The sequence below is a fragment of the Thiocapsa sp. C2-2m genome (assembly GCF_041903745.1).
In the GTDB taxonomy this organism is placed as follows: Bacteria; Pseudomonadota; Gammaproteobacteria; order Chromatiales; family Chromatiaceae; genus Thiocapsa; species Thiocapsa roseilacustris.
On sequence record NZ_JBBWVD010000020.1, the window covers coordinates 1 to 18,427 of the forward strand.

At 65.3% G+C, this 18,427-nt stretch carries 16 protein-coding genes and 1 pseudogene; 2 read left to right on the forward strand and 15 right to left on the reverse strand.

The window, feature by feature from the left end; genetic code table 11:
- Positions 1-138 precede the first annotated feature (138 nt).
- From AADX97_RS16175 to AADX97_RS16245, 15 genes and pseudogenes are all read right to left on the reverse strand, one after another.
- Positions 139-957 carry an undecaprenyl-diphosphate phosphatase gene (locus AADX97_RS16175; protein WP_374234767.1) on the reverse strand — a complete coding sequence of 273 codons (819 nt, stop codon included), beginning with the start codon at positions 955-957 and terminating at the stop codon, positions 139-141.
- On the reverse strand, positions 954-1,760 hold the full coding sequence (locus tag AADX97_RS16180) for a TerC family protein (protein WP_374234766.1): 807 nt from the start codon (positions 1,758-1,760) through the stop codon (positions 954-956). Before AADX97_RS16180 ends, AADX97_RS16175 begins: the two co-directional genes overlap by 4 nt.
- 494 nt (positions 1,761-2,254) lie before the next feature.
- Positions 2,255-2,311 carry a twin-arginine translocation signal domain-containing protein gene (locus AADX97_RS16185; RefSeq protein ID WP_374234770.1) on the reverse strand — a complete coding sequence of 19 codons (57 nt, stop codon included), beginning with the start codon at positions 2,309-2,311 and terminating at the stop codon, positions 2,255-2,257.
- 229 nt (positions 2,312-2,540) lie between these two features.
- A complete protein-coding gene (locus AADX97_RS16190) occupies positions 2,541-5,702 on the reverse strand; it encodes an efflux RND transporter permease subunit (protein WP_374234765.1) in 3,162 nt (1,053 codons plus the stop codon).
- Positions 5,699-6,922, reverse strand: coding sequence for an efflux RND transporter periplasmic adaptor subunit (locus AADX97_RS16195; RefSeq protein WP_374234764.1), 1,224 nt, complete (start codon positions 6,920-6,922; stop codon positions 5,699-5,701). The genes AADX97_RS16190 and AADX97_RS16195 overlap by 4 nt, the downstream gene beginning before the upstream one ends.
- A gap of 329 nt (positions 6,923-7,251) precedes the next feature.
- Positions 7,252-7,518 carry a cation:dicarboxylate symporter family transporter gene (locus AADX97_RS16200; RefSeq protein WP_374234763.1) on the reverse strand — a complete coding sequence of 89 codons (267 nt, stop codon included), beginning with the start codon at positions 7,516-7,518 and terminating at the stop codon, positions 7,252-7,254.
- A gap of 73 nt (positions 7,519-7,591) precedes the next feature.
- Positions 7,592-7,795, reverse strand: a pseudogene (locus AADX97_RS16205) (cation:dicarboxylate symporter family transporter); the annotation flags it as partial.
- A gap of 48 nt (positions 7,796-7,843) precedes the next feature.
- The gene (locus AADX97_RS16210) at positions 7,844-8,044 is read right to left on the reverse strand and encodes a hypothetical protein (RefSeq protein WP_374234762.1); all 201 of its coding nucleotides are present in this window, start codon (positions 8,042-8,044) and stop codon (positions 7,844-7,846) included.
- Positions 8,045-8,462: 418 nt separating this feature from the next.
- A complete protein-coding gene (gene secF, locus AADX97_RS16215) occupies positions 8,463-9,413 on the reverse strand; it encodes a protein translocase subunit SecF (protein ID WP_374234761.1) in 951 nt (316 codons plus the stop codon).
- A 243-nt stretch (positions 9,414-9,656) separates the two neighbouring features.
- On the reverse strand, positions 9,657-11,513 hold the full coding sequence (secD, locus tag AADX97_RS16220; protein ID WP_374234760.1) for a protein translocase subunit SecD: 1,857 nt from the start codon (positions 11,511-11,513) through the stop codon (positions 9,657-9,659).
- A 147-nt stretch (positions 11,514-11,660) separates the two neighbouring features.
- Entirely contained in the window at positions 11,661-11,993 is a 333-nt protein-coding gene (gene yajC, locus AADX97_RS16225; protein ID WP_374234769.1) for a preprotein translocase subunit YajC, read from the reverse strand.
- A gap of 329 nt (positions 11,994-12,322) precedes the next feature.
- Positions 12,323-13,453 (reverse strand): tRNA guanosine(34) transglycosylase Tgt, encoded by a 1,131-nt coding sequence (tgt, locus tag AADX97_RS16230; protein WP_374234759.1) that lies wholly within the window; start codon positions 13,451-13,453, stop codon positions 12,323-12,325.
- 6 nt (positions 13,454-13,459) lie between these two features.
- Positions 13,460-14,173 (reverse strand): HAD family hydrolase, encoded by a 714-nt coding sequence (locus tag AADX97_RS16235; protein ID WP_374234758.1) that lies wholly within the window; start codon positions 14,171-14,173, stop codon positions 13,460-13,462.
- Positions 14,174-14,403: 230 nt separating this feature from the next.
- Entirely contained in the window at positions 14,404-14,940 is a 537-nt protein-coding gene (gene msrA / locus AADX97_RS16240) for a peptide-methionine (S)-S-oxide reductase MsrA (protein WP_374234757.1), read from the reverse strand.
- Positions 14,941-15,451: 511 nt separating this feature from the next.
- Entirely contained in the window at positions 15,452-15,745 is a 294-nt protein-coding gene (locus tag AADX97_RS16245; RefSeq protein WP_374234756.1) for a DUF2934 domain-containing protein, read from the reverse strand.
- A gap of 203 nt (positions 15,746-15,948) precedes the next feature.
- Between AADX97_RS16245 and AADX97_RS16250 the strand changes: the two genes are divergently transcribed.
- Complete coding sequence (locus AADX97_RS16250; protein ID WP_374234755.1) at positions 15,949-16,500, forward strand: DUF2760 domain-containing protein; 552 nt, start codon at positions 15,949-15,951, stop codon at positions 16,498-16,500.
- Positions 16,497-18,338 carry an Hsp70 family protein gene (locus tag AADX97_RS16255; protein ID WP_374234754.1) on the forward strand — a complete coding sequence of 614 codons (1,842 nt, stop codon included), beginning with the start codon at positions 16,497-16,499 and terminating at the stop codon, positions 18,336-18,338. The genes AADX97_RS16250 and AADX97_RS16255 overlap by 4 nt, the downstream gene beginning before the upstream one ends.
- Positions 18,339-18,427 lie beyond the last annotated feature (89 nt).

The following is an 18,427-nucleotide window of genomic DNA, read 5'->3' on the forward strand; positions in this document are numbered from 1 at the left end:
CGGTGCTCGGCGGGATCGCGGCCTTCGGTCTGGTCGGACTCTTCATCGGCCCCATCGTCATCGCCATCCTGCTGGCCGTCTGGCGCGAATGGATCGCCGAGCCGACGCCCCGAGGCTGAGAGCCGGCCCGCGTCCTCGTCACCACTGCACCAGCCCGGTATAGGCCGTCGCCAGCACCAGCAGCCCGAAGGCGATGCGATACCAGGCGAAGACCTCGAAGCTGTGGTTGGAGACGTAGCGTAGCAGCACCTTGATGCTGAGCATGGCGGCGAGAAAGGCAGCGAGGAAACCGACGCCGAAGACCGGCAGGTCGTGCAGGGCGAGCAGATCCCGAGACTTGAAGATGTCGTACACGGTCGCGGCCAGCATGGTCGGGATGGCAAGGAAAAACGACAGCTCGGTCGCCGCCTTGCGCGACAGCCCGAAGACCAACCCGCCCATGATGGTGGCGCCGGCACGGGACACGCCCGGGAACATGGCTATCGTTTGGGCGAAGCCGACCTTGAGCGCCTCGCGCCATCCGATGTCGTCCACCTCGGTGAATCGCACGCGAGGCGGGCGCCGCTCGATATAGAGAATCACCAAGCCGCCGACGATCAGCGCGCCGGCAACCGTGAGCGGGTTGAACAGGTAGGTCTTGATCGTGTCGTGAAACAGGACCCCAAGCACCATGGCGGGCAGGAAGGCGATCAGGATGTTTAGTGCGAAGCGCCGCTCCGGGGTAGGCGACCACATACGGCGCACCACACGCACGATCCGCTCGCGGTAAAGCCAGCAGACCGCCAAGATGGCCCCGAATTGGATGACGATCTTGAAGACCTTGCTCTGCTCGTCGGTATAGCCGAGCAAGCTGCCGACGATGATCAAATGCCCGGTCGAGGAGATCGGCAAGAACTCGGTCAGACCTTCGACGATGCCGAGGATCAGCGCCTTTAGCAGTAGGATTGAATCGATCATGCGGGGCCTCGGGTCCGATCAGGCGCTGCCCCGCTTGACGGGGTCATCTTGTCGGCTGCCTCTGCATCATACAGTTGGTGCAGATGGACGGCCTCGGTCGTCGGTTTACGAACCCGCAGGTTGAGCATCTCCACCATGAAGGAGAAGGCCATCGCGAAGTAAAGGTAGCCCTTGGGCACCTCCTGCCCCGTGCCTTCCGCGACGAGCGCGACGCCGACCAAAACCAGGAAGGAGAGCGCGAGCATCTTTACCGTCGGATGTCGGTCGACGAAATCGCCGATCGGCTTGGCCGCGAACATCATGACCCCGATCGCGATGACGATCGCGGTCACCATGACCCAGACATCGTCCGCCAGACCGATCGCCGTGATCACCGAATCCAGCGAGAACACGATGTCGATCACCGCGATCTGTGCGATCACCAAAGGCAGGAGCGTGGCGACATGCTTGGGGGCGTGATGCTCCCCGCCGCCTTCGAGGCTGCTGTGGATCTCCGTCACCGCCTTGTAGATCAGGAAGAGACCGCCGAGCAAGAGGACCAGATCACGGCCCGAGACCGGATGCCCCATCACCTCGAACCAGGGCTCCACGAGACGCGCCAGCCAAGCGATCGACAGCAGCAGCAGGATGCGCGTACCCATGGCCGCCAGCAGTCCGAACTGGCGCGCGAAAGGGCGCTGATGCTCGGGCAGGTTCGAGACCAGCAAGGTCAGGAAGATGATGTTGTCGATGCCCAAGACGATCTCGAGCACCGTCAGCGTCAGCAGGGCGCTCCAGAGGTTGATGTCCGATAACCACTCCATAGGATGTGCGCAGCCTTCTAGTCTATTGACAAGTCAGGGCTCCATCGCCGGCGACCCCTAAAGGCGATGCCGACCGGAGATCCGGTGATATGGGGCGCAGCCGGAATCGCACCGAATCCGTGCCCGCCGTCGGGCGTGAATGATTGCATACTCCTGATGGATCGAACACCCGACGGACCGACTCCGGTCAAGACGCGATCGGCTCCTCGGTCCTTCACCCGCTTCAGCCGCGATCCATCGCGCTGCCGCCGACTCGCGGCGAAATCGCCGGGGCCCGACTCGGCACGCGAGCGACAACTGGCCGCCAGCCTTTCGGCGGCGGGACCGCGCATTCGAACGAGGATCCGTTGCACGCCGATGGCGAGTAAGCTGGCCACCACCGCGGGCAGGGCCTCCGGCCCCCCGCGACTGCCAGCGCAACGACGAAGCTGCACATCTCCAGGAGCGGCGCTCCGCGCAGTATCCCCAGACCGGCAGTTCGCGGGCCGGCAACGTCAGGGGGCTGTCGCGGCGCCAACGCCGGCGGTCTTCAGGAAGTCACGTCTCTGCATGGGTGGTCCTCGTCGGGGCTGATGGGGGATCGCCGCGAAGGGCAGCTTCCGAGCGGGGGATGCGGCGCTGCGGGGGATTGTAAGCCCGATCACCGCGCCATTTCCCGCCCCCGGGAGGGATCCCTCGACCCGACCGGCGGCACAAGCCGCCGTCCCCGAGAAGGCGTCGAGGTACCACAAGCAAGCCCGTACCGGGACAGGACATCGGGGCCGGACCGCCGCGCTGCTCTCAGGTCAGGGCCGACGCCGGTCGCGCGAGCGCCCGAGCGATACGCTCCGCCAGACTCTCGTGGAGCGACAGCAGTGCCGGGGTGAAGATGAGGACCAGGATGGTGGAGAACCCCACACCGAAGGCGAGCGAGGCCGCCATGGGAATCAGGAACTGAGCTTGGAGGCTGGTCTCGAAGATCAGCGGGCCCAGGCCGACGACGGTGGTCGCCGAGGTCAAGAGCATCGCCCGCAGACGCGACGTGGCGGCATCGATCAGCGCCGCATCGACATCCATGCCGGCGTCGCGCAGCTCGTGATACATGCTGACCAGGATGATGGCGTTGTTGACGACGATGCCGGACAGCCCGAACAGGCCGAACAGCGACAGCAGGGTTAGGTCCAGCCCGAGCAGCCAGTGCCCCGCAATGGCCCCGATCAGGCCGAGCGGGATCGCCGTCATCACCACCAACGGCCATCCCCAGCTCGAAAAGACCGCGGCCAGGATGACATAAATCAGCCCCAGGCCGAGCATCAGCCCCATCTGCATATCGCCGAGCGTCTCGCGCTGATCGGTGGCGCGGCCCTCGAAGCTGTACTCGATGCCGTGATGCACCGCAAGCTGGGGCAGAAGCTCGCGTTCGAGTGCCTCGCGCACGTTGTCCGGCGTGCTCATGGCACGGTTGATGTCCGCCGACACCTCCACCGCCAGGCGACCGTCGGCATGCCGCAAGGTCTCGAAGCCGCGCTGCGTCTCCCAACGCGCAACCGTCGGCAAGGGGACAAAACTGCCGTCGGGAGCCCTGATCAGCAGTTGCTCGAGCGCATCGAGCCGGGTCCGCTCGGCACGCGGCAACAGGACCCGGACCTCCAGCTCGTCCTGTCCGACCTGGACCAGTTGCGCCAAGTGGCCGTCGAAGGCGGCGCGCAGTTGTCGACCGAGCGCCTCCGTGGTCAAGCCCAACGCCTGCCCTGCCGGCGTGAGCCGGTAGACGAGCTGCTCGCGGCCGAACGGCATATCGTCGAGGATCTCGGACACGCCCGGGATCCCTTCCAGACTCTGCCCGAGCTCGAGCGCGGCCGCCTTCAGACTTGCGGCGTCGTCGCCGGTCAGGCGAACCGTGAGGTCGCGGCCGGGAGGGCCGGCGCGGCGCGAGGAGATGACCAGACTCTCAAGCCCGGCCGGCATCCGAATCTCGCCCCGCCATGCGGCTAGGAAGTCCTCGTTGCGAACCTCGCGGTCCTCCGAGGGCACCAGTTGCACCAACACGGAGGCGAGCTGATCGCCGGTGGCTCCGGAGCCGCTCTCGACCGAGACCGTACCGCCCAAGCGGGCGATTGCGGCATCGATCAGCCCGCCGCCCATCCTGGTCTCGGTGTCGCGCAGGGCGCGCTCCATCTCGGCGAGGAAGTCCCCGGTTTGCTCGCGCGGCGTACCCGCGACGAAGGTGGCGTTTGCAAAAACGATCTGCGCCTCGGGCGACGGAAAGAAGACGAACTGGACGCGCCCGCCCGCCAGCAGCCCGACCGCCATCATCATCAGGACGACCACCAGACTCACCGTGACACCCCGCCAACGCAGGCAGCTCGTGACGAGCGGGCGGTAGAGCCGGTCCCGGAAGTAGTCGAATCCGGCGTCCACCCGACGACGCCAGCGCGGGACGGTCGCCTCGACATGATGCTCGAAGGCCGCGCGCAGGTGCGCCGGCATCACCAGGAAGACCTCGGCCAGCGAGGCCAGCAGGACCATCATGGCGACGAAGGGAATATCCCCGAGGATATTGCCCATGATTCCGCCGATCATCATCAGCGGCAGGAATGCCGCCACCGTGGTCATGGCCGAGGCAACGACCGGCCAAAACATCCGACGCGCCCCGGCGATCGCCGCCTCCGCAGGCGCCATCCCGGCCCGGAAACGCGACTCGGCATACTCCCCGATGACGATGGCATCGTCGTCGATGACCCCGAGCGTCAGCAGCAGCCCGAACAGGCTGATCATGTTGATGGTGCCGCCGAACAACCAGAGCAGCGCCAGAGCGGCCAAATAGGCGGTCGGAATCCCCATCGCCACCCAGAAGGCGACCCGTCCGGGCAGGAAAATAAACAACAGCAGGAGCACCAGCGTGAAGCCTTGGAGCCCGTTGTCCACCAGCAGGTCGATGCGCTCCTGGATCTGCTGCCATTGGGCATCGAAGACGGTCAGCTCGATCGCCGGGGGCAAGGTCGGTCGGACATCGGCCAGCCATTCATCAAAGATGCGGGCGGCCTTCAACGAGTTGCCCGTCTCGGCGCGCTGGACCAAAAGCTCGACGGTCGCAGGGGCGTCCTCTTCCTGCAGAAGGCGGCCGGTCTCGGGGGATGCGCCCAGCGCCACGGCCGAGAGACTCAGACTCGCCGGTCGCGCCTCGCGCACGATCGTGGCGACGTCGCCGAGCCGCACCAGGCCGCGCTCGTCGCTGACGATCGCCAACCCCTCGAAATCCAGCGGGTCGCGCCGCTGCTCGAGACTCCGCAGCTCGCGTGCACCGTCGGCGTCACCGGCGATGCCCGACGGGATGTCGCGCGCGAGACGATCGACTTGCTCGCCGATGCCGTCGAGCGACAAACCGAGGGTCTCCAGAACGCGGCCGGGGACCTCGATCGCGATGCGCTCCTCGGGCAGACCGCCGATGTCGACGCGGTCGATCCCGCGCGCGAGCAGCTCGCGCTCGAACTGCCGAACCCAAGGTCGCAGGTCCGCCAGGGAGGGTCCGGAGACGAGCAGCCGGGCGACCGACTCGTAACGCGAGATGCGGCTGATTTGCGGGGTCTCGGCATCCCTCGGGAAGTTGCGAAACTCGTCGACCCGCTGGCGCGCCTGGTCAAGCGCCAGCAGCGGGTCGGTGCCTTCGTGCAGCTCCAGCGACAGACTGGCGATGCCCTGGGCGGCGGTCGAGGTCAGCTTCTTCAGACCATCGACCGTCTTGAGGCGCTCCTCCAGCGGAATGATGATGCCGGTCTCGACATCCTCGGCCGAGGCGCCGCTCCAGACCACCCGGACCGAAATCACATCCAGGGCAAAGGTGGGGAAGTACTGGATGTTCATCCGGGTCAGAGCGATTCCGCCCATGATGAACATCAGCGCCATCAGCAGATTGGCGAGCAGCCGGTGCCGCGCAAAGACGGCGATGAGACCCCGTCTCACTGGATCGTCTCCACCTTGAGACTATCCAGCGCATTGGGTAAGTGGCTGACCATGACCGGCATGCCGGTCTTGAGCGTCGGCGCGCGCACCAACACCAGACCCGGCTGCGACTCGGTACCCGCGGTCTCGCCCACCCGCTCGACCGGGACACCGGTCAGCCGGCCCTCCTTGACCGCAAAGATCCGGTCACCGCCATGCAGCGCCGCGAAGGGCAAGGCCAGGGTGCCGGACGCGACCGGGCGATCCAACCGCAGATCCACAAAGGCGCCGAGCGGCAGGTCGGCGCCCGGATCAAGCCGCAGCAGCGCATCGACACCGCGTGCGTCGGCCTCGCCGGCAAGACGTTCCATAACCGCCGTCACGGTCTTTCCGGCATGATGACCCTCCGCCGGCAAGCGCGTGCCGGCGTCCAGGGCGTCGCGCAGCTCCTCGGCGTAGGTTCCGGGAATCTTGGCCCGCAGATAAAGGCCGTCGACCGGGATAAGCGTCAGGATGGTCTGGTTGGCCTGGAGCTGATCGCCCGCTGCTGCCTCGACCACACCGATGCGCGCAGCGAAAGGGGCCGCGATCTCGCCACGCGCGACATCGCGCTCGGCCTCCGCCAGCGTGGCCTGGAGCGAAGCCAAACGCGCCGGGTGCTCGGCGATGGACTGCTCGCGCAGCGTCACCGCCAGCCGTGCCCGCGCGAGCTGCTGGCGCGCCTCGTCGACCTCGGCGGCCGAGCCCAGTTTCTTGGTCTGCACCTGATCCGCGCGGCTCACTCCGCTCTCGGCCAGCCGCAACAGCTCGCGCTCCTGCTCCAGTGCCTCGCCGTCGTGGGAGAGGCGCAATTGCTCTTTCTCGACCTCGGCGCGCGCCTTCATGAGACGCGGCTGCAGATCGCGCGGGTCGATCCGAGCGAGCGGAGCGCCCTTCGCAACCAGCTCCCCGTCGCGGACCATCACGTCCAGCAGCCGCCCCGTCACCGGAGCGGCTGCCCGCACCCGATCCGGGGCCTCCACGCGACCGAACAACGACAGGACAGGACGGTGGTCCGATGGCGCGACATCGACGGCCTCCACCCGCCAAACCCGTTCCACACGCGTCACTGGATGCGGGTTCGGACGGGTCTCCTTAAGGACTACAAATCCGCCCAAGCCGCCGGCCAGGATCAGGACCGGGAGGAGACGCCGCAGCATCGGATTCGGCGGAGCCTGTTGGGTGTCTTGGATCATTCGCATCTGTTAGGACCTGCTTGGCGACGGCGTTGCCGATCGAAGTCTGCTCGGAGACACGCCATGACTATCGGTTGCACGACCCGCTGCGAAAATGCCGCATCGGTGCACACGGGTTGCGGGAACAGGGTATGCGGGTGATAAGCCTGCGACCATGAAAATTGACACAGGTCTCCGAAAAAAGTTTGAATGCGAATACCGAGGGGAACGCTGCTCGAAGGGGCACCAGCGGCGCGGCCCCAGGAGAGGTTATCACCGGGCGCCGGGCGCTCACGCACCCGCCCGCGTCTGAGTCGCTCGCAAGCTCCCGATCCACGATCGCTGGGACGATCCGGTCACCCCCAGACATTAAGGGCCGTGATGGGATTGTCAAAGAAACGATCGACGACCAGGTAGAGCGCCAGGTAGGTTTGCAGCAAGCCCAGCAGATCGAGCATGACGGCCATCATCGCGATGCCGCCGCCCGGGATATCGGCCGTACCGGAAGACGAGGCATTGGTGACCAGCACGATAAAGAGGTCCTGCTGCGTGCCAAGTTCGGCACCGGCCAACTGGGACATAAAGATCAAGAGGATTGACTGGTAGAGGGCCGATCCGTCCATGTTCAGGGTCGCCCCCCAAGGGCAGGGTCAGGCTGGTCACCTCCTCACTGATCCCGGCGTCCTCCGGTGCCTGCTTGGAGACCGGATAGGTTGCCGAGCTGGAGGCCGTGGAGCGGGCCGTCACCAGTGGCTCCCGGCAGGCGGACGCAAAGGCCAAGGGCGAACGCCCGGTACGCAACCGGTAGGGTGTCGGCAATAACACACCGGAGTGCAACACGGCGGCGGGTGCGACGGCCCACTCGAAGGAGTGGAATTGTAGGACACCGTCCCAGTCCATTCGGGCAAGGCTGGCATAGACCAGTGCGGCGACACCGACCGGCGCGAGCTACAGAGCTCTGCACAGCAGTTGCATGATCAGCGCGTCGAGTGCTTCGGCGCCGCCGATAGTTGTCGCTCGCCGGTCCGGGGCGATGCGGCGGGCACCCAATGCCGCAACGACCCCAACAAACACGTTATGGAGGATGTTCCCCTCGGCGAGGGAGGCAAAGAGGTTGCTCGGTATCAGATTGCCGATCAGCCGTTCCAAGCTGAAACCCGCTCCAATCGCTTCCACGGGGGGCAATTCGAGCAGTCCGGGGGGGTAGATCGCTCGAGAAGGGAAGACCGATCAGGGTCCCGAGGGTCGCTGCCACGGTGATCGTGATCAGGTAATAGAGCAGCGCGCGCCCGCCGATCCGCCGCAAAGCCCGGCCGTCCGCCAGCGTGTCGAAGATCGGGTCCGCCGTATCCGTCAGCGACCGCGACGCCGACCGTAACGGGAAACGAGCTTGGCGGCATCTTTACGACGGCATGTCGGTCTACGACGTCGCCACGCGGCTCGGCAGCCAAACCCTTCCGGACCGAGGCACACCGCGCCCCCGGAGCGGGAAGATGGACGACCGGCACCGCATGCGGGGCGATAACCAGCGTCGAGGTGCGCATCTCGCGCGCCGTCGACGCCGTTACTAAGGCAGGGTGTTGACGGCCTCGGCACCTTCTTTGGGAACCGTCAGGAGATCCGCACGACTGATCCCGAGCATGATCACCGTGGCAGTCGCGACGAAGATGGTCGAGTAGGTCCCCACCGCAACCCCTATGATGAGAGCGAGCGAAAAGCCGCTCAGGGCCTCTCCGCCGAACACGTAGAGCGCGACCAAGACCAGCAGGGTTGTTCCACCGGTGATGATAGTCCGCGACATGGTTTGGTTGACCGCCATGTTGGTGATCTCGATGACCGTTCCCTTGCGGATCTTGCGGAAACTCTCTCGGATCCGGTCGAAAATTACGATGGTATCGTTCAGCGAGTAGCCGATGACGGCGAGAACTGCAGCCAATACCGTCAAATCGAACGGGATCTGGAAGAGCGAGAAAACCCCGACGACGAAAAAGGCGTCATGCAGGGTGGCCGTGACGGCACCGATGGAGAAGCGCCACTCGAAACGCAAGGCCACGTAGATCAGGATACCGATGAGTGCGAAGAGCACAGCAAGACCACCTTGCTCGCGAAGCTCCTCGCCGACCTGGGGTCCGACGAACTCGACGCGACGCAGCTCGACCTTTCCCCCAACCGCCTCGCTGAGCGTCTTGAAGACCTCCTCGCTCAATTGCGCGCTGGCCTCTTCGCCCTCCTGCGGTGCGAGCCGGATCAGGACGTCGGTGAGCGCGCCGAAATGCTGAATGGTCGCGCCGGTAAAGCCTTTCGCCTCAAGCGCGGCGCGAACGTCGCTCAGCTCGGCGGGGTTCTGATACCCCACCTCGAGCACGGTACCGCCGGTGAAGTCCAGACCGAGATTGAATCCGCGAATCAGGATCGACAGGAAAAAGATAAGCATCAACACGCCGGACAGGATGACCGCCGGTCGGCGCATGCCCATGAAGTCGATGTTCAGATCGTTGATGACACCCAGGTCTCTCATCGGAATCGCCCTTGGTTTAGGGCGCTCTCAACATCGAGCGCCCTGGATTGTGATCGTCGTTGGTTAAATCGCGTTCGGCGCGGCATGCGAATGCAATTGGCTCGGCAGCCACCGACACACCTCGGAGCAGAACGCGATTTAAGTCCTTTTAGGTGTTTTCACTTGAACCGCGTTGACGCCGAAACCTCGGGCCGACTCGACACCGCACCTCTCAACGGGGGGAGCCCCTGCCGAGGACGCGGTTCAAATGGCCAACTTCTTCACGCGCCGCCCGCCGTAGATCAGATTGATCATTGCACGCGAGCCGAAGATGGCCGTGAACATCGAGGTCGCGATGCCGATGACCAGCGTTACGGCGAATCCCTTGATCGGCCCCGTCCCGAAGCTGAACAAGACGATGGCCGCAATGAGGGTCGTCACGTTCGCGTCGACGATACTCGAGAGCGCCTTGTCGAAGCCGGCATGTATACATGCCTGCGGCGAGCTTCCGTTGCGGATCTCCTCGCGTATTCGCTCGTATATGAGCACATTGGCATCGACCGCCATACCGACGGTCAAGACGATCCCGGCAATTCCGGGCAAGGTCAGAGTCGCCTGCAACATCGACAGGATCGCGACGATCATGATCACGTTGGCGACCAGAACGACATTCGCCACCAAGCCGAAGACGCGGTAATAGAACGCCATGAAGACCAGGACCAGCGCCATACCCACCATGACGGACATGAAGCCCTGGTCGATGTTGTCTTGGCCGAGACTGGGACCGATGGTGCGTTCCTCGACGATCTGGATCGGCGCCGCCAAGGCACCCGAGCGCAGCAGGAGCGCGAGGTTGTGCGCCTCGTCGCTGCTGTCCAACCCGGTGGTTTGAAAGCGCCGCCCGAAGGGCTCGCGAATGGTCGCGACGCTGATGACTTCTTCCACCTTCCGACTCCGCTTGACCGCCTCGCCGTCGACGACCTCTGTGGTGGTCACATTCTCGATGAAGACCACAGCCATCGGCTTGCCGACGTTTTCGGTCGTGATATCGCGCATCCGTCTGGCACCCTGCCCGTCGAGGTTCACGAACACGGCGGGGCTACCGGACTGTGAGTCGAAACCGGCCGAGGCGTCCGTGATCTGATCGCCGGTGACGATCACGCGACGGTTGAGCAGGATCGGCTGGCCGTCGCGCTCGCGGTAGAGCCGGCTCCCGACGGGAACACGGCCATCGAGGGCATCGGCAACGCTGTGCTCGGTGTCGACCAAGCGATATTCAAGGGTCGCAGTGGCACCCAGCAGCTCCTTGAGACGCCCCGGGTCCTGCGCGCCCGGCAACTGGACGACGATGCGGCGCTCGCCCTGGCGCGCGATGCTGGGCTCGGCCACGCCGAGTGCATTGACGCGATTGCGCAGGGTCGTAATGTTCTGCTGCAACGCGAAGGACCGGATCTCCTCCTGCTGGGCCGGCGGCAGGCTCGCCGCGATAGCGAAACTGCCGCCTTCGTCGAGGGGCTGGATGTCGAGATCGCTGAACTCGCTGTTCAGGGCCCGCTGGGCCTCATCGCGCATCTCTGTATCGCTGAATTTTACCAGGATGCGCGAGCCCTCGCGCGCAACGGTGAGATAGCGGATCTTGCGATCGCGTAGCTCGGTGCGGATGTCGCCGACGTAGCGCTCGAGCGCTTGTTCAAGAGCGGCTTCCATATCAACGTCGATGACGACATGGATGCCGCCGCGCAGATCGAGCCCCATCGACATGGGGTTGAGGCCGAGAAACCTTACCCAACCGGGAAGGTCCGCCGACAGTGTCAGCGCGGTGCGATAGCGCTCCGAGAGGGTCCGTTCGATCGCATCCTGCCCGGCCAATTGCTCGGCGGACGAGGCGAAGCGCACCAGCAGCTTACCGCCTTCGCGTGTCTCGATGTCCTTGAAAGGCGCACCGGCGGTTTCAAGTGCGGCCCGCACATCGGCGACACTGGCCTCCGTCACCTCGGAGCCGCGCGCGGCCGTAATCTCGATCGACGGATCCTGGGAAAATAGGTTCGGAACCGCAAGGAGCAGGGCGCCGAGGATGACGCCCAGGATCAGCAGGTTCTTCCACAAGGGGTATTGGTTCATTGCAATTCCAGTCGCAACAGCGGGGGCGATCGGGGATGGGCCGGACGTCGGCCGGCGCCAAGGAGGGCGCCCGCGCCCTGATCCGGAGGCATCCGGTCAAGACGCCGCGGCGTACGAGGCGCCGCGGCCGAGGTGCGGGCGAAGGGCTTACAGGTCCTTCAGCGTTCCTTTCGGCATCACGGACTCGACCGAGCTGCGCCGGATCTTGACCGCGACACCGTCGGCGATGTCGAGCAACGCAAAGTTGTCCCCGATGTCGGCAATACGCCCGGCGATGCCGCCGATCGTCACAACCTCGTCGCCCTTCGCCAAGGACTCCACCATCTTGCGGTGCTCCTTCTGACGCTTGGCTTGCGGACGGATCAACAGAAAATAGAAGACGACCGCAAACAACACCAGCGGGAGCAGGGCCAGGAAGGGGTCCCCTGCACCGGCAGCGGCCTCGCCTTGAGCAACGGCATCGGAGATCAGGAAGCTCATCATTCATTGCCTATGGTCTGGGGATCGCTCGGTCGCGATCCGGCGGTTGAAACGAGGATGGGACCCGCACAGGTCACTCAACCTCTGGAAAACTCGGCGCCGAATTATGGCATAGCGCGGAGCAAGTTGCAGCGTCGGGCAAGACGCGACCGTTGCGACCGACCTGGTTCCGCGATCGCCCCGACGTCGCCGCGGACCTTGGCCCTACGATAAACGCGTTCTGGATCAGGGCGTAGGTTGTGCCGAGCCGTGCGAGGCACAACCAACCATCGGCGCAAGTTGTGCTTACTATCGTCAGCACAACCTACGGGTATGGAAGTTTGCGGAAATCACCTAAAGGCGCGCCTTGGATCGGTCGAAAGGGGTGTTGCGCGCAGCGCCTCGAGCTCGCCGATGAAGGCGGCGTAGCGGCCTGCGGCGATGGCCTCGCGCAGCTCGCGCATCAGGGTTTGGTAGTAGTGGAGGTTGTGGATCGTCTGCAGACGCGCCCCGAGGATCTCCTTGCACTTGTCCAGGTGGTGCAGGTAGGCGCGGCTGTAATGGCGGCAGCAGTAGCAGTCGCAGAGCGGATCCAGCGGACCCTCGTCGGTTCGGTTGGCGCTGTTGCGGATCTTCACCGTCCCTTGGTGGGTAAAGAGATAGCCGTTGCGGGCGTTGCGGGTCGGCATGACGCAGTCGAACATGTCGATGCCGCGCCCGACCGCGGCCACGATGTCCTCGGGCGTACCCACGCCCATCAGGTAGCGCGGACGATCCGTCGGCAGCTTATCGCTCATAAAATCGAGGATGCGCAGCCGCTCGGCCTCCGACTCGCCGACCGACAACCCGCCCACGGCATAGCCATCGAAGCCGATGGTCATGAGCCCGTTCAAGGATTCGGCGCGCGGTCCCTCGTGCATGCCGCCTTGGACGATCCCGAAGAGGGCCGATGGATTGTCCCCGTGGGCCTCGCGCGAGCGTGCCGCCCAGCGCAGCGAGAGCGCCATCGAGGCCCGCGCCTGCGCCTCGTCGGCGGGATAGGGTGTGCACTCGTCGAAGATCATGACGATGTCGGAGCCGAGCGCGCGCTGGACCTGCATGGAGATCTCTGGGCTCAGAAAGACCGGACTGCCGTCGACCGGCGAGCGAAAGTGCACGCCATCCTCCGTGATCTTGCGCAGCTCGCCCAGGCTGAAGACCTGAAAGCCGCCCGAATCCGTGAGGATGGGGCGCTCCCAGTGCATGAATCCGTGCAGATCGCCGCAGCGACGAATGATCTCGGTGCCGGGACGCAGCATCAGATGAAAGGTGTTGCCCAGGACGATCTCGGCGCCTAGATCGGTCAGCTCCTCCGGGGTCATCGCCTTGACGGTCCCGTAGGTCCCGACCGGCATGAAGGCCGGGGTCTCGACCGTCCCGCGCGCGAAGCGCAAACGGCCACGCCGGGCCAGTCCATCGTTGGCCAGGAGGTCAAAGTCCATGCGTGCCTACCTCGGGTCGCGCTGCGGCTCGGCGTCGAGCCATTCCAGGAGTTGATGAAGGGTCGTCACCGTCAGGGCGGGTGGCGGCAGATCGTCCGGCCAGCTCCGCCCGTAGCGATTGACCCAGACGGCGGTCATCCCGACCGCGCGTGCACCTTCGACATCCATCCAGGGGTCGTCTCCGAGGTGCAGGCACTGGCTCGGCTCGCAACCGGCGTGCTCGAGTGCACGGATGAAGAGCGCCGGATGGGGCTTGGCGGCACCTGCATCGGCGGCCGTGATGCTGCGCTCGAACAGCCCGCGCAGGGGCGTGATCTCGGGGTTGGCGGTGCCGTTGGTGAGGGACACCAGGCGGTAACGCGCGGACAGCGTCCGCAGCACCGGGGTCACGTCTTCGAAGGGCTCGACACGATTGCGGTGCTCGTCGAACAGCGCCAGCGCCTCCTCGGCCAGACCCGTCGCATAGTCGAACGACTCCAGCAGCATGGCCAAGGATCGGCGACGGATCTGACCCAGGTCGTGCGCGATCTCGGGCATGGCGTCCATCAGCTCGCGACGGTGACGGCGCATATCGGCGAGATCGTGGGCCTCGGCCAGACGCGGCGCATGCCGGACCAGCCAGTCGTGAAACGCCTCCTCGGCGGCCTGAATGACGGGCACGCAGGGCCAGACGGTGTCGTCCAGGTCCAGGGTGATGAGACGAAAGGATGGATCGGGCATGGCGCTATGCTGCACCGGTTGCGCCGATTCGTCGACCGCATTTAAACCGCGCCCGGTGCGGTATGCGTCATTTGTTGGATGGCTTGGCCGCGCCGGCTCCGACGACAGTCGGAGCCGGCGCGGTTTAAAGGATTAAACATCTTAAATTCTAAACCGCGTCTCACTGGGATCAAGGATCTCTCCGAAGCTAAACGAACAATGAAAACGACGCATGTCGCTCTGGACGCGGTTTACTTGGACAAGAGTGCGCCATGGCGCGCACGGAGCTTGGCGAGCTTGGGCGAGATAACGACCTGGCAGTAGCCCTGGCTCGGATTGCGGTTGTAGTAATCCTGATGATACGCCTCGGCCGGGTAGAAGGTCGGGGCGGGCTGGACCTGCGTGACGATGGGATCGGGCCAGACGCGTTCGGCGTTCAGCCGCGCGATCACCCGCTCCGCGACCTCGCGTTGCGCATCCGAACGACAAAAGATCACCGAGCGGTACTGGCTGCCGACATCCGCACCCTGCCGGTTCAAGGTTGTCGGGTCATGGATCGTGAAGAAGACCGCAAGGAGTGTCTCGAAGTCGACCCGGGTGTCGTCGAAGCCGATCTCGACCACCTCGGCATGACCGGTCGTGCCCGTGCAGACTTGATGATAGGTCGGCTGCGCGCCGGGACCTCCGGCATATCCGGAAACCACGGACTGCACGCCCTCGACGCCCTGAAAGGCCGCCTCCAAGCACCAAAAGCATCCGCCCCCGAGTGTCGCTGTCTCAATCGCCATCTCTCTTCGCTCCCGTTGTGCTTTGTAACCGCGCCGTGCCGCATCGCGAGGCCGCGTGAAGGATCTGTCGCGTTCCTGCCCCGTCTCGGCGGGGCAGACTCAGTCCGCGCCAGTTCTTCGGATTTCCAGTCGCTAAGTCGATGTTCACGGATTCGTTTCTCACCACTCACCACTCACCGCGACATCTTTGGGTCGAGACCGGTCGCGCAACAGCGTTGTCCGCAAATCGGCGTTTCGGACCGGATTCGAGACCGTCACGACATGGTCGTCAAGAAGGTCACGAAGGTCTAGAAGAGGGTTGACAAGAGAAACAGTAAATAAGAAACTGTTGATGTACTGAAGCTTCGCGCTTCGGTGCACTCCTCCATCCTCCTTTGGTGGTAACTTCAAAGCGCGACGCCCGTCGCGCTTTTTTTTTGGTCCGACGCTCGACGGCGCCGCCTGCCCTTTTCTGAGGATGGCCGTTGAGACCGTCTCTGCCGCCGCCCGATCAGCCCGTCATCAATCCCGTTCACGGGCGCTCGGAGCGCGGCGAAGATCCACCCGACCTTCCGCCGCCGAGCTTGAGCGCGTTGCGGATGCCTTCCACGAGATCTTCTCGATGCACCGAAGCGTACTCGGGGCTGTCCGCGAGTCGATCGGCAATCATGGCGTCGATGGCCTGCTCGGCACGAAGCCAGTCGGCAGCCGCCCCGCCGGGGGCGAAACCGCGGTGCTCTGCGAGAAAATAGGCCGCGATCTCGACCATGTTGCGGCGCTCGTCCGTGGTCGGCGCGCAGGGCGCCTGTAAGTTCGTCGGGTGCATCGACCGAGACCTCTGATGTCGCCCGTTCCGGGCTGTTGGTGATGTCCCGATTATGCCATCGAGGCAGGTGCGGGTAGATCACACTATTGAGTGAAATCCACGGTCGAGCAACAGCGATTGGCGCGGTACCATGCGCACCTCGGGACGGCGCGCGATCGCCCGCCGTCCGAACTGACTACACCGGCCGTCACGAGGATGCTTCCATGGGCTCAGCAACGCCTTCCTTCTTCCGGAGGGCCCTCATCGCCTTCTCCAGCTTCAAACGTATCTTGAAGGATCCGGGCTTCGCCCGCGCCGTCGGGGCGCTCGCCAAGGGCGAAGGCGAGCACGCATTGGCGCGCCCCGCCGCACCCGCCGCGGTGCCCTTGGCGAGCGCTGCGCCGGATTCGGCCTTGCTCCTGCTCGGTTTGCTGCAGAAAGAAGGGCGCTTGGTAGACTTTCTGCAGGAAGACCTCAAGGGCGCCTCCGATCAGGAGATCGGCGCTGCCGCACGCATCGTCCATCAGGGCTGTCGGGGTGTCCTGAACGCCCATCTGAAGATCGCGCCGGTGCGCGAGGAGCCCGAGGGCAGCCGCGTCACTCTGGCGCCCGGTTTCGACGCCTCCGCCAATCGACCGACCGGCAACGTCGTCGGAGATCCGCCCTTCCAGGGAACGCTGGTGCATCGGGGCTGGCGGGTGACGGGGATGGATCTCCCCAAGACCACCGGTGGACATGACCTGCGTATCCTGGCCGCCGCGGAGGTGGAGCTGTGAGCCACTATCGCTACGCCGTCGGCATCGATCTGGGGACCACGCATTGCGCGCTGTCGTTCGTGGATTCGGACAAGAGCGAGGGCGAGAACATCGTCCAGGGCCTCGTCTCCATCCCGCAGCTCATCGGCCCCGGCTCCGTCGAGGCCCGTCCTTTGCTGCCGTCCTGTCTCTATCTGCCGCATCCGGACGAGCTCAAGGCCGCGGACCTGGGTCTGCCTTGGCAGACCGACACCACCCGCATCTGCGGCGAGATGGCCCGCAACCAGGGCACCACGACGCCGATCCGTCTGGTCTCGAGCGCGAAGAGCTGGCTCTGTCATCCGGACGTCGACCGCAAGTCCGCGATCCTGCCGGCCGGCGCACCGGAGGAGATCCCGCGCATCTCCCCGTTCGATGCCACCGTGCATTACCTCGCCCATCTGCGCGATGCCTGGAACGGGCAGTTTCCCTATGACCAGCTGAGCCGTCAGGAGGTCACGGTCACGGTGCCGGCGTCCTTTGATCCCGCGGCGCGCGAGCTGACCGCGGAGGCGGCCCGTGCGATCGGCATCGAGCACCTCGTCCTGCTCGAAGAGCCGCAGGCGGCGCTCTACTCCTGGGTCAACGACACCCAAGGCGCTTGGCGGCACGAGGTACAGGTCGGCGACATCATCCTGGTGGTCGATGTCGGCGGCGGGACCACGGATCTGTCGCTGATCGCGGTCACCGAGCAGGACGGGGCGCTTGAGCTGACCCGTGTCGCCGTCGGCGAGCACATCCTGCTCGGCGGGGACAACATGGACCTGACCCTCGCCCATCTGTTGAAACAGAAGCTGGCGAAGACCGGCGTGGAGCTGGATCGCTGGCAGCTGCAGGCCCTGACGCACGGCTGCCGCATCGCCAAGGAATCCCTGCTGGCCGATGCTGATCTGGAGGGCATGCCGGTCGTGGTTCCGAGCCGCGGATCCCGTCTGATCGGCGGCAGCATTCGCACCGAGCTCACCCGCGAGGAGGTCCACTCGACCCTGATCGAGGGCTTTTTCCCGGCGGTCGCCGCCGACAGTCGCCCCGCCATGCGCGCGCGCGGCGCGATCACCAAGGTCGGTCTGCCCTATGCGCAGGATCCGGCCGTGACCCGTCATCTGGCCGCCTTCCTCGGCCGCCAAACCGGGGCGACCGAGGATCTGCAGGGCTTCGTCGCCCAGACGCCGGGCGCGAGCTTCCTGCATCCGACCGCCGTGCTCTTCAACGGCGGTGTCTTCAAGGCACCGGTTCTCCAGGAGCGCGTGCTTGAGGTGCTCAACCAATGGTTGGCCGCCGAGGACGCACCCCGAGCACGGCTCTTGGACGCACGGGACCTGGACCTGGCCGTCGCCCGCGGGGCCGCCTTCTATGCCCATGTCCGGCGCCACGGCGGGGTGCGCATCCGCGGCGGCACGAGCCACTCCTATTACGTCGGGGTCGAGAGCGCCATGCCGGCCATCCCCGGCATGGAACCCGAGATCCAGGCGCTTTGCCTGGTGCCGTTCGGACTCGAAGAGGGCTCGGGTCCGGTCGCGCCGCCGCAGGAGTTCGGTCTCGTGGTCGGCGAGCCGGTGCGCTTCCGCTTCTTCGGCTCAAGCGTCCGGCGCGAGGACGAGGTCGGCGAGCTGCTGGAGGAGTGGCGCGAAGAGGAGCTCGAGGAGCTCGCCGAGATCCAGACCGTCCTGCCCGCAAAGGATCACAAAAAGGGCGAGGTCGTCGCGGTCCGGCTTCAGGCCACGGTGACCGAGGTCGGCACCTTGGACCTGACGGCGATCCCGGTCGACAGACCGGACGAGCAGTGGAACGTCGCCTTCAACACGCGCGGTGGCGGCTGACCCGGAGCCTCGGTGCTGCGGAAATGCATGGCGCACCGCGCCGGCTCCGACGGCCGTCAAGTCTGCCGGGGCCGATCCCATCCGAAACC

Bases quoted from the DNA above. Each gene is read 5' to 3' on its own strand.
- AADX97_RS16175 (WP_374234767.1), bottom strand. From the start codon at position 957: ATGATCGATTCAATCCTACTGCTAAAGGCGCTGATCCTCGGCATCGTC.
- AADX97_RS16180 (WP_374234766.1), bottom strand. From the start codon at position 1,760: ATGGAGTGGTTATCGGACATCAACCTCTGGAGCGCCCTGCTGACGCTG.
- AADX97_RS16195 (WP_374234764.1), bottom strand. From the start codon at position 6,922: ATGCGAATGATCCAAGACACCCAACAGGCTCCGCCGAATCCGATGCTG.
- AADX97_RS16200 (WP_374234763.1), bottom strand. From the start codon at position 7,518: ATGGACGGATCGGCCCTCTACCAGTCAATCCTCTTGATCTTTATGTCC.
- secF (WP_374234761.1), bottom strand. From the start codon at position 9,413: ATGAGAGACCTGGGTGTCATCAACGATCTGAACATCGACTTCATGGGC.
- secD (WP_374234760.1), bottom strand. From the start codon at position 11,513: ATGAACCAATACCCCTTGTGGAAGAACCTGCTGATCCTGGGCGTCATC.
- yajC (WP_374234769.1), bottom strand. From the start codon at position 11,993: ATGAGCTTCCTGATCTCCGATGCCGTTGCTCAAGGCGAGGCCGCTGCC.
- tgt (WP_374234759.1), bottom strand. From the start codon at position 13,453: ATGGACTTTGACCTCCTGGCCAACGATGGACTGGCCCGGCGTGGCCGT.
- AADX97_RS16235 (WP_374234758.1), bottom strand. From the start codon at position 14,173: ATGCCCGATCCATCCTTTCGTCTCATCACCCTGGACCTGGACGACACC.
- msrA (WP_374234757.1), bottom strand. From the start codon at position 14,940: ATGGCGATTGAGACAGCGACACTCGGGGGCGGATGCTTTTGGTGCTTG.
- AADX97_RS16245 (WP_374234756.1), bottom strand. From the start codon at position 15,745: ATGCACCCGACGAACTTACAGGCGCCCTGCGCGCCGACCACGGACGAG.
- AADX97_RS16250 (WP_374234755.1), top strand. From the start codon at position 15,949: ATGGGCTCAGCAACGCCTTCCTTCTTCCGGAGGGCCCTCATCGCCTTC.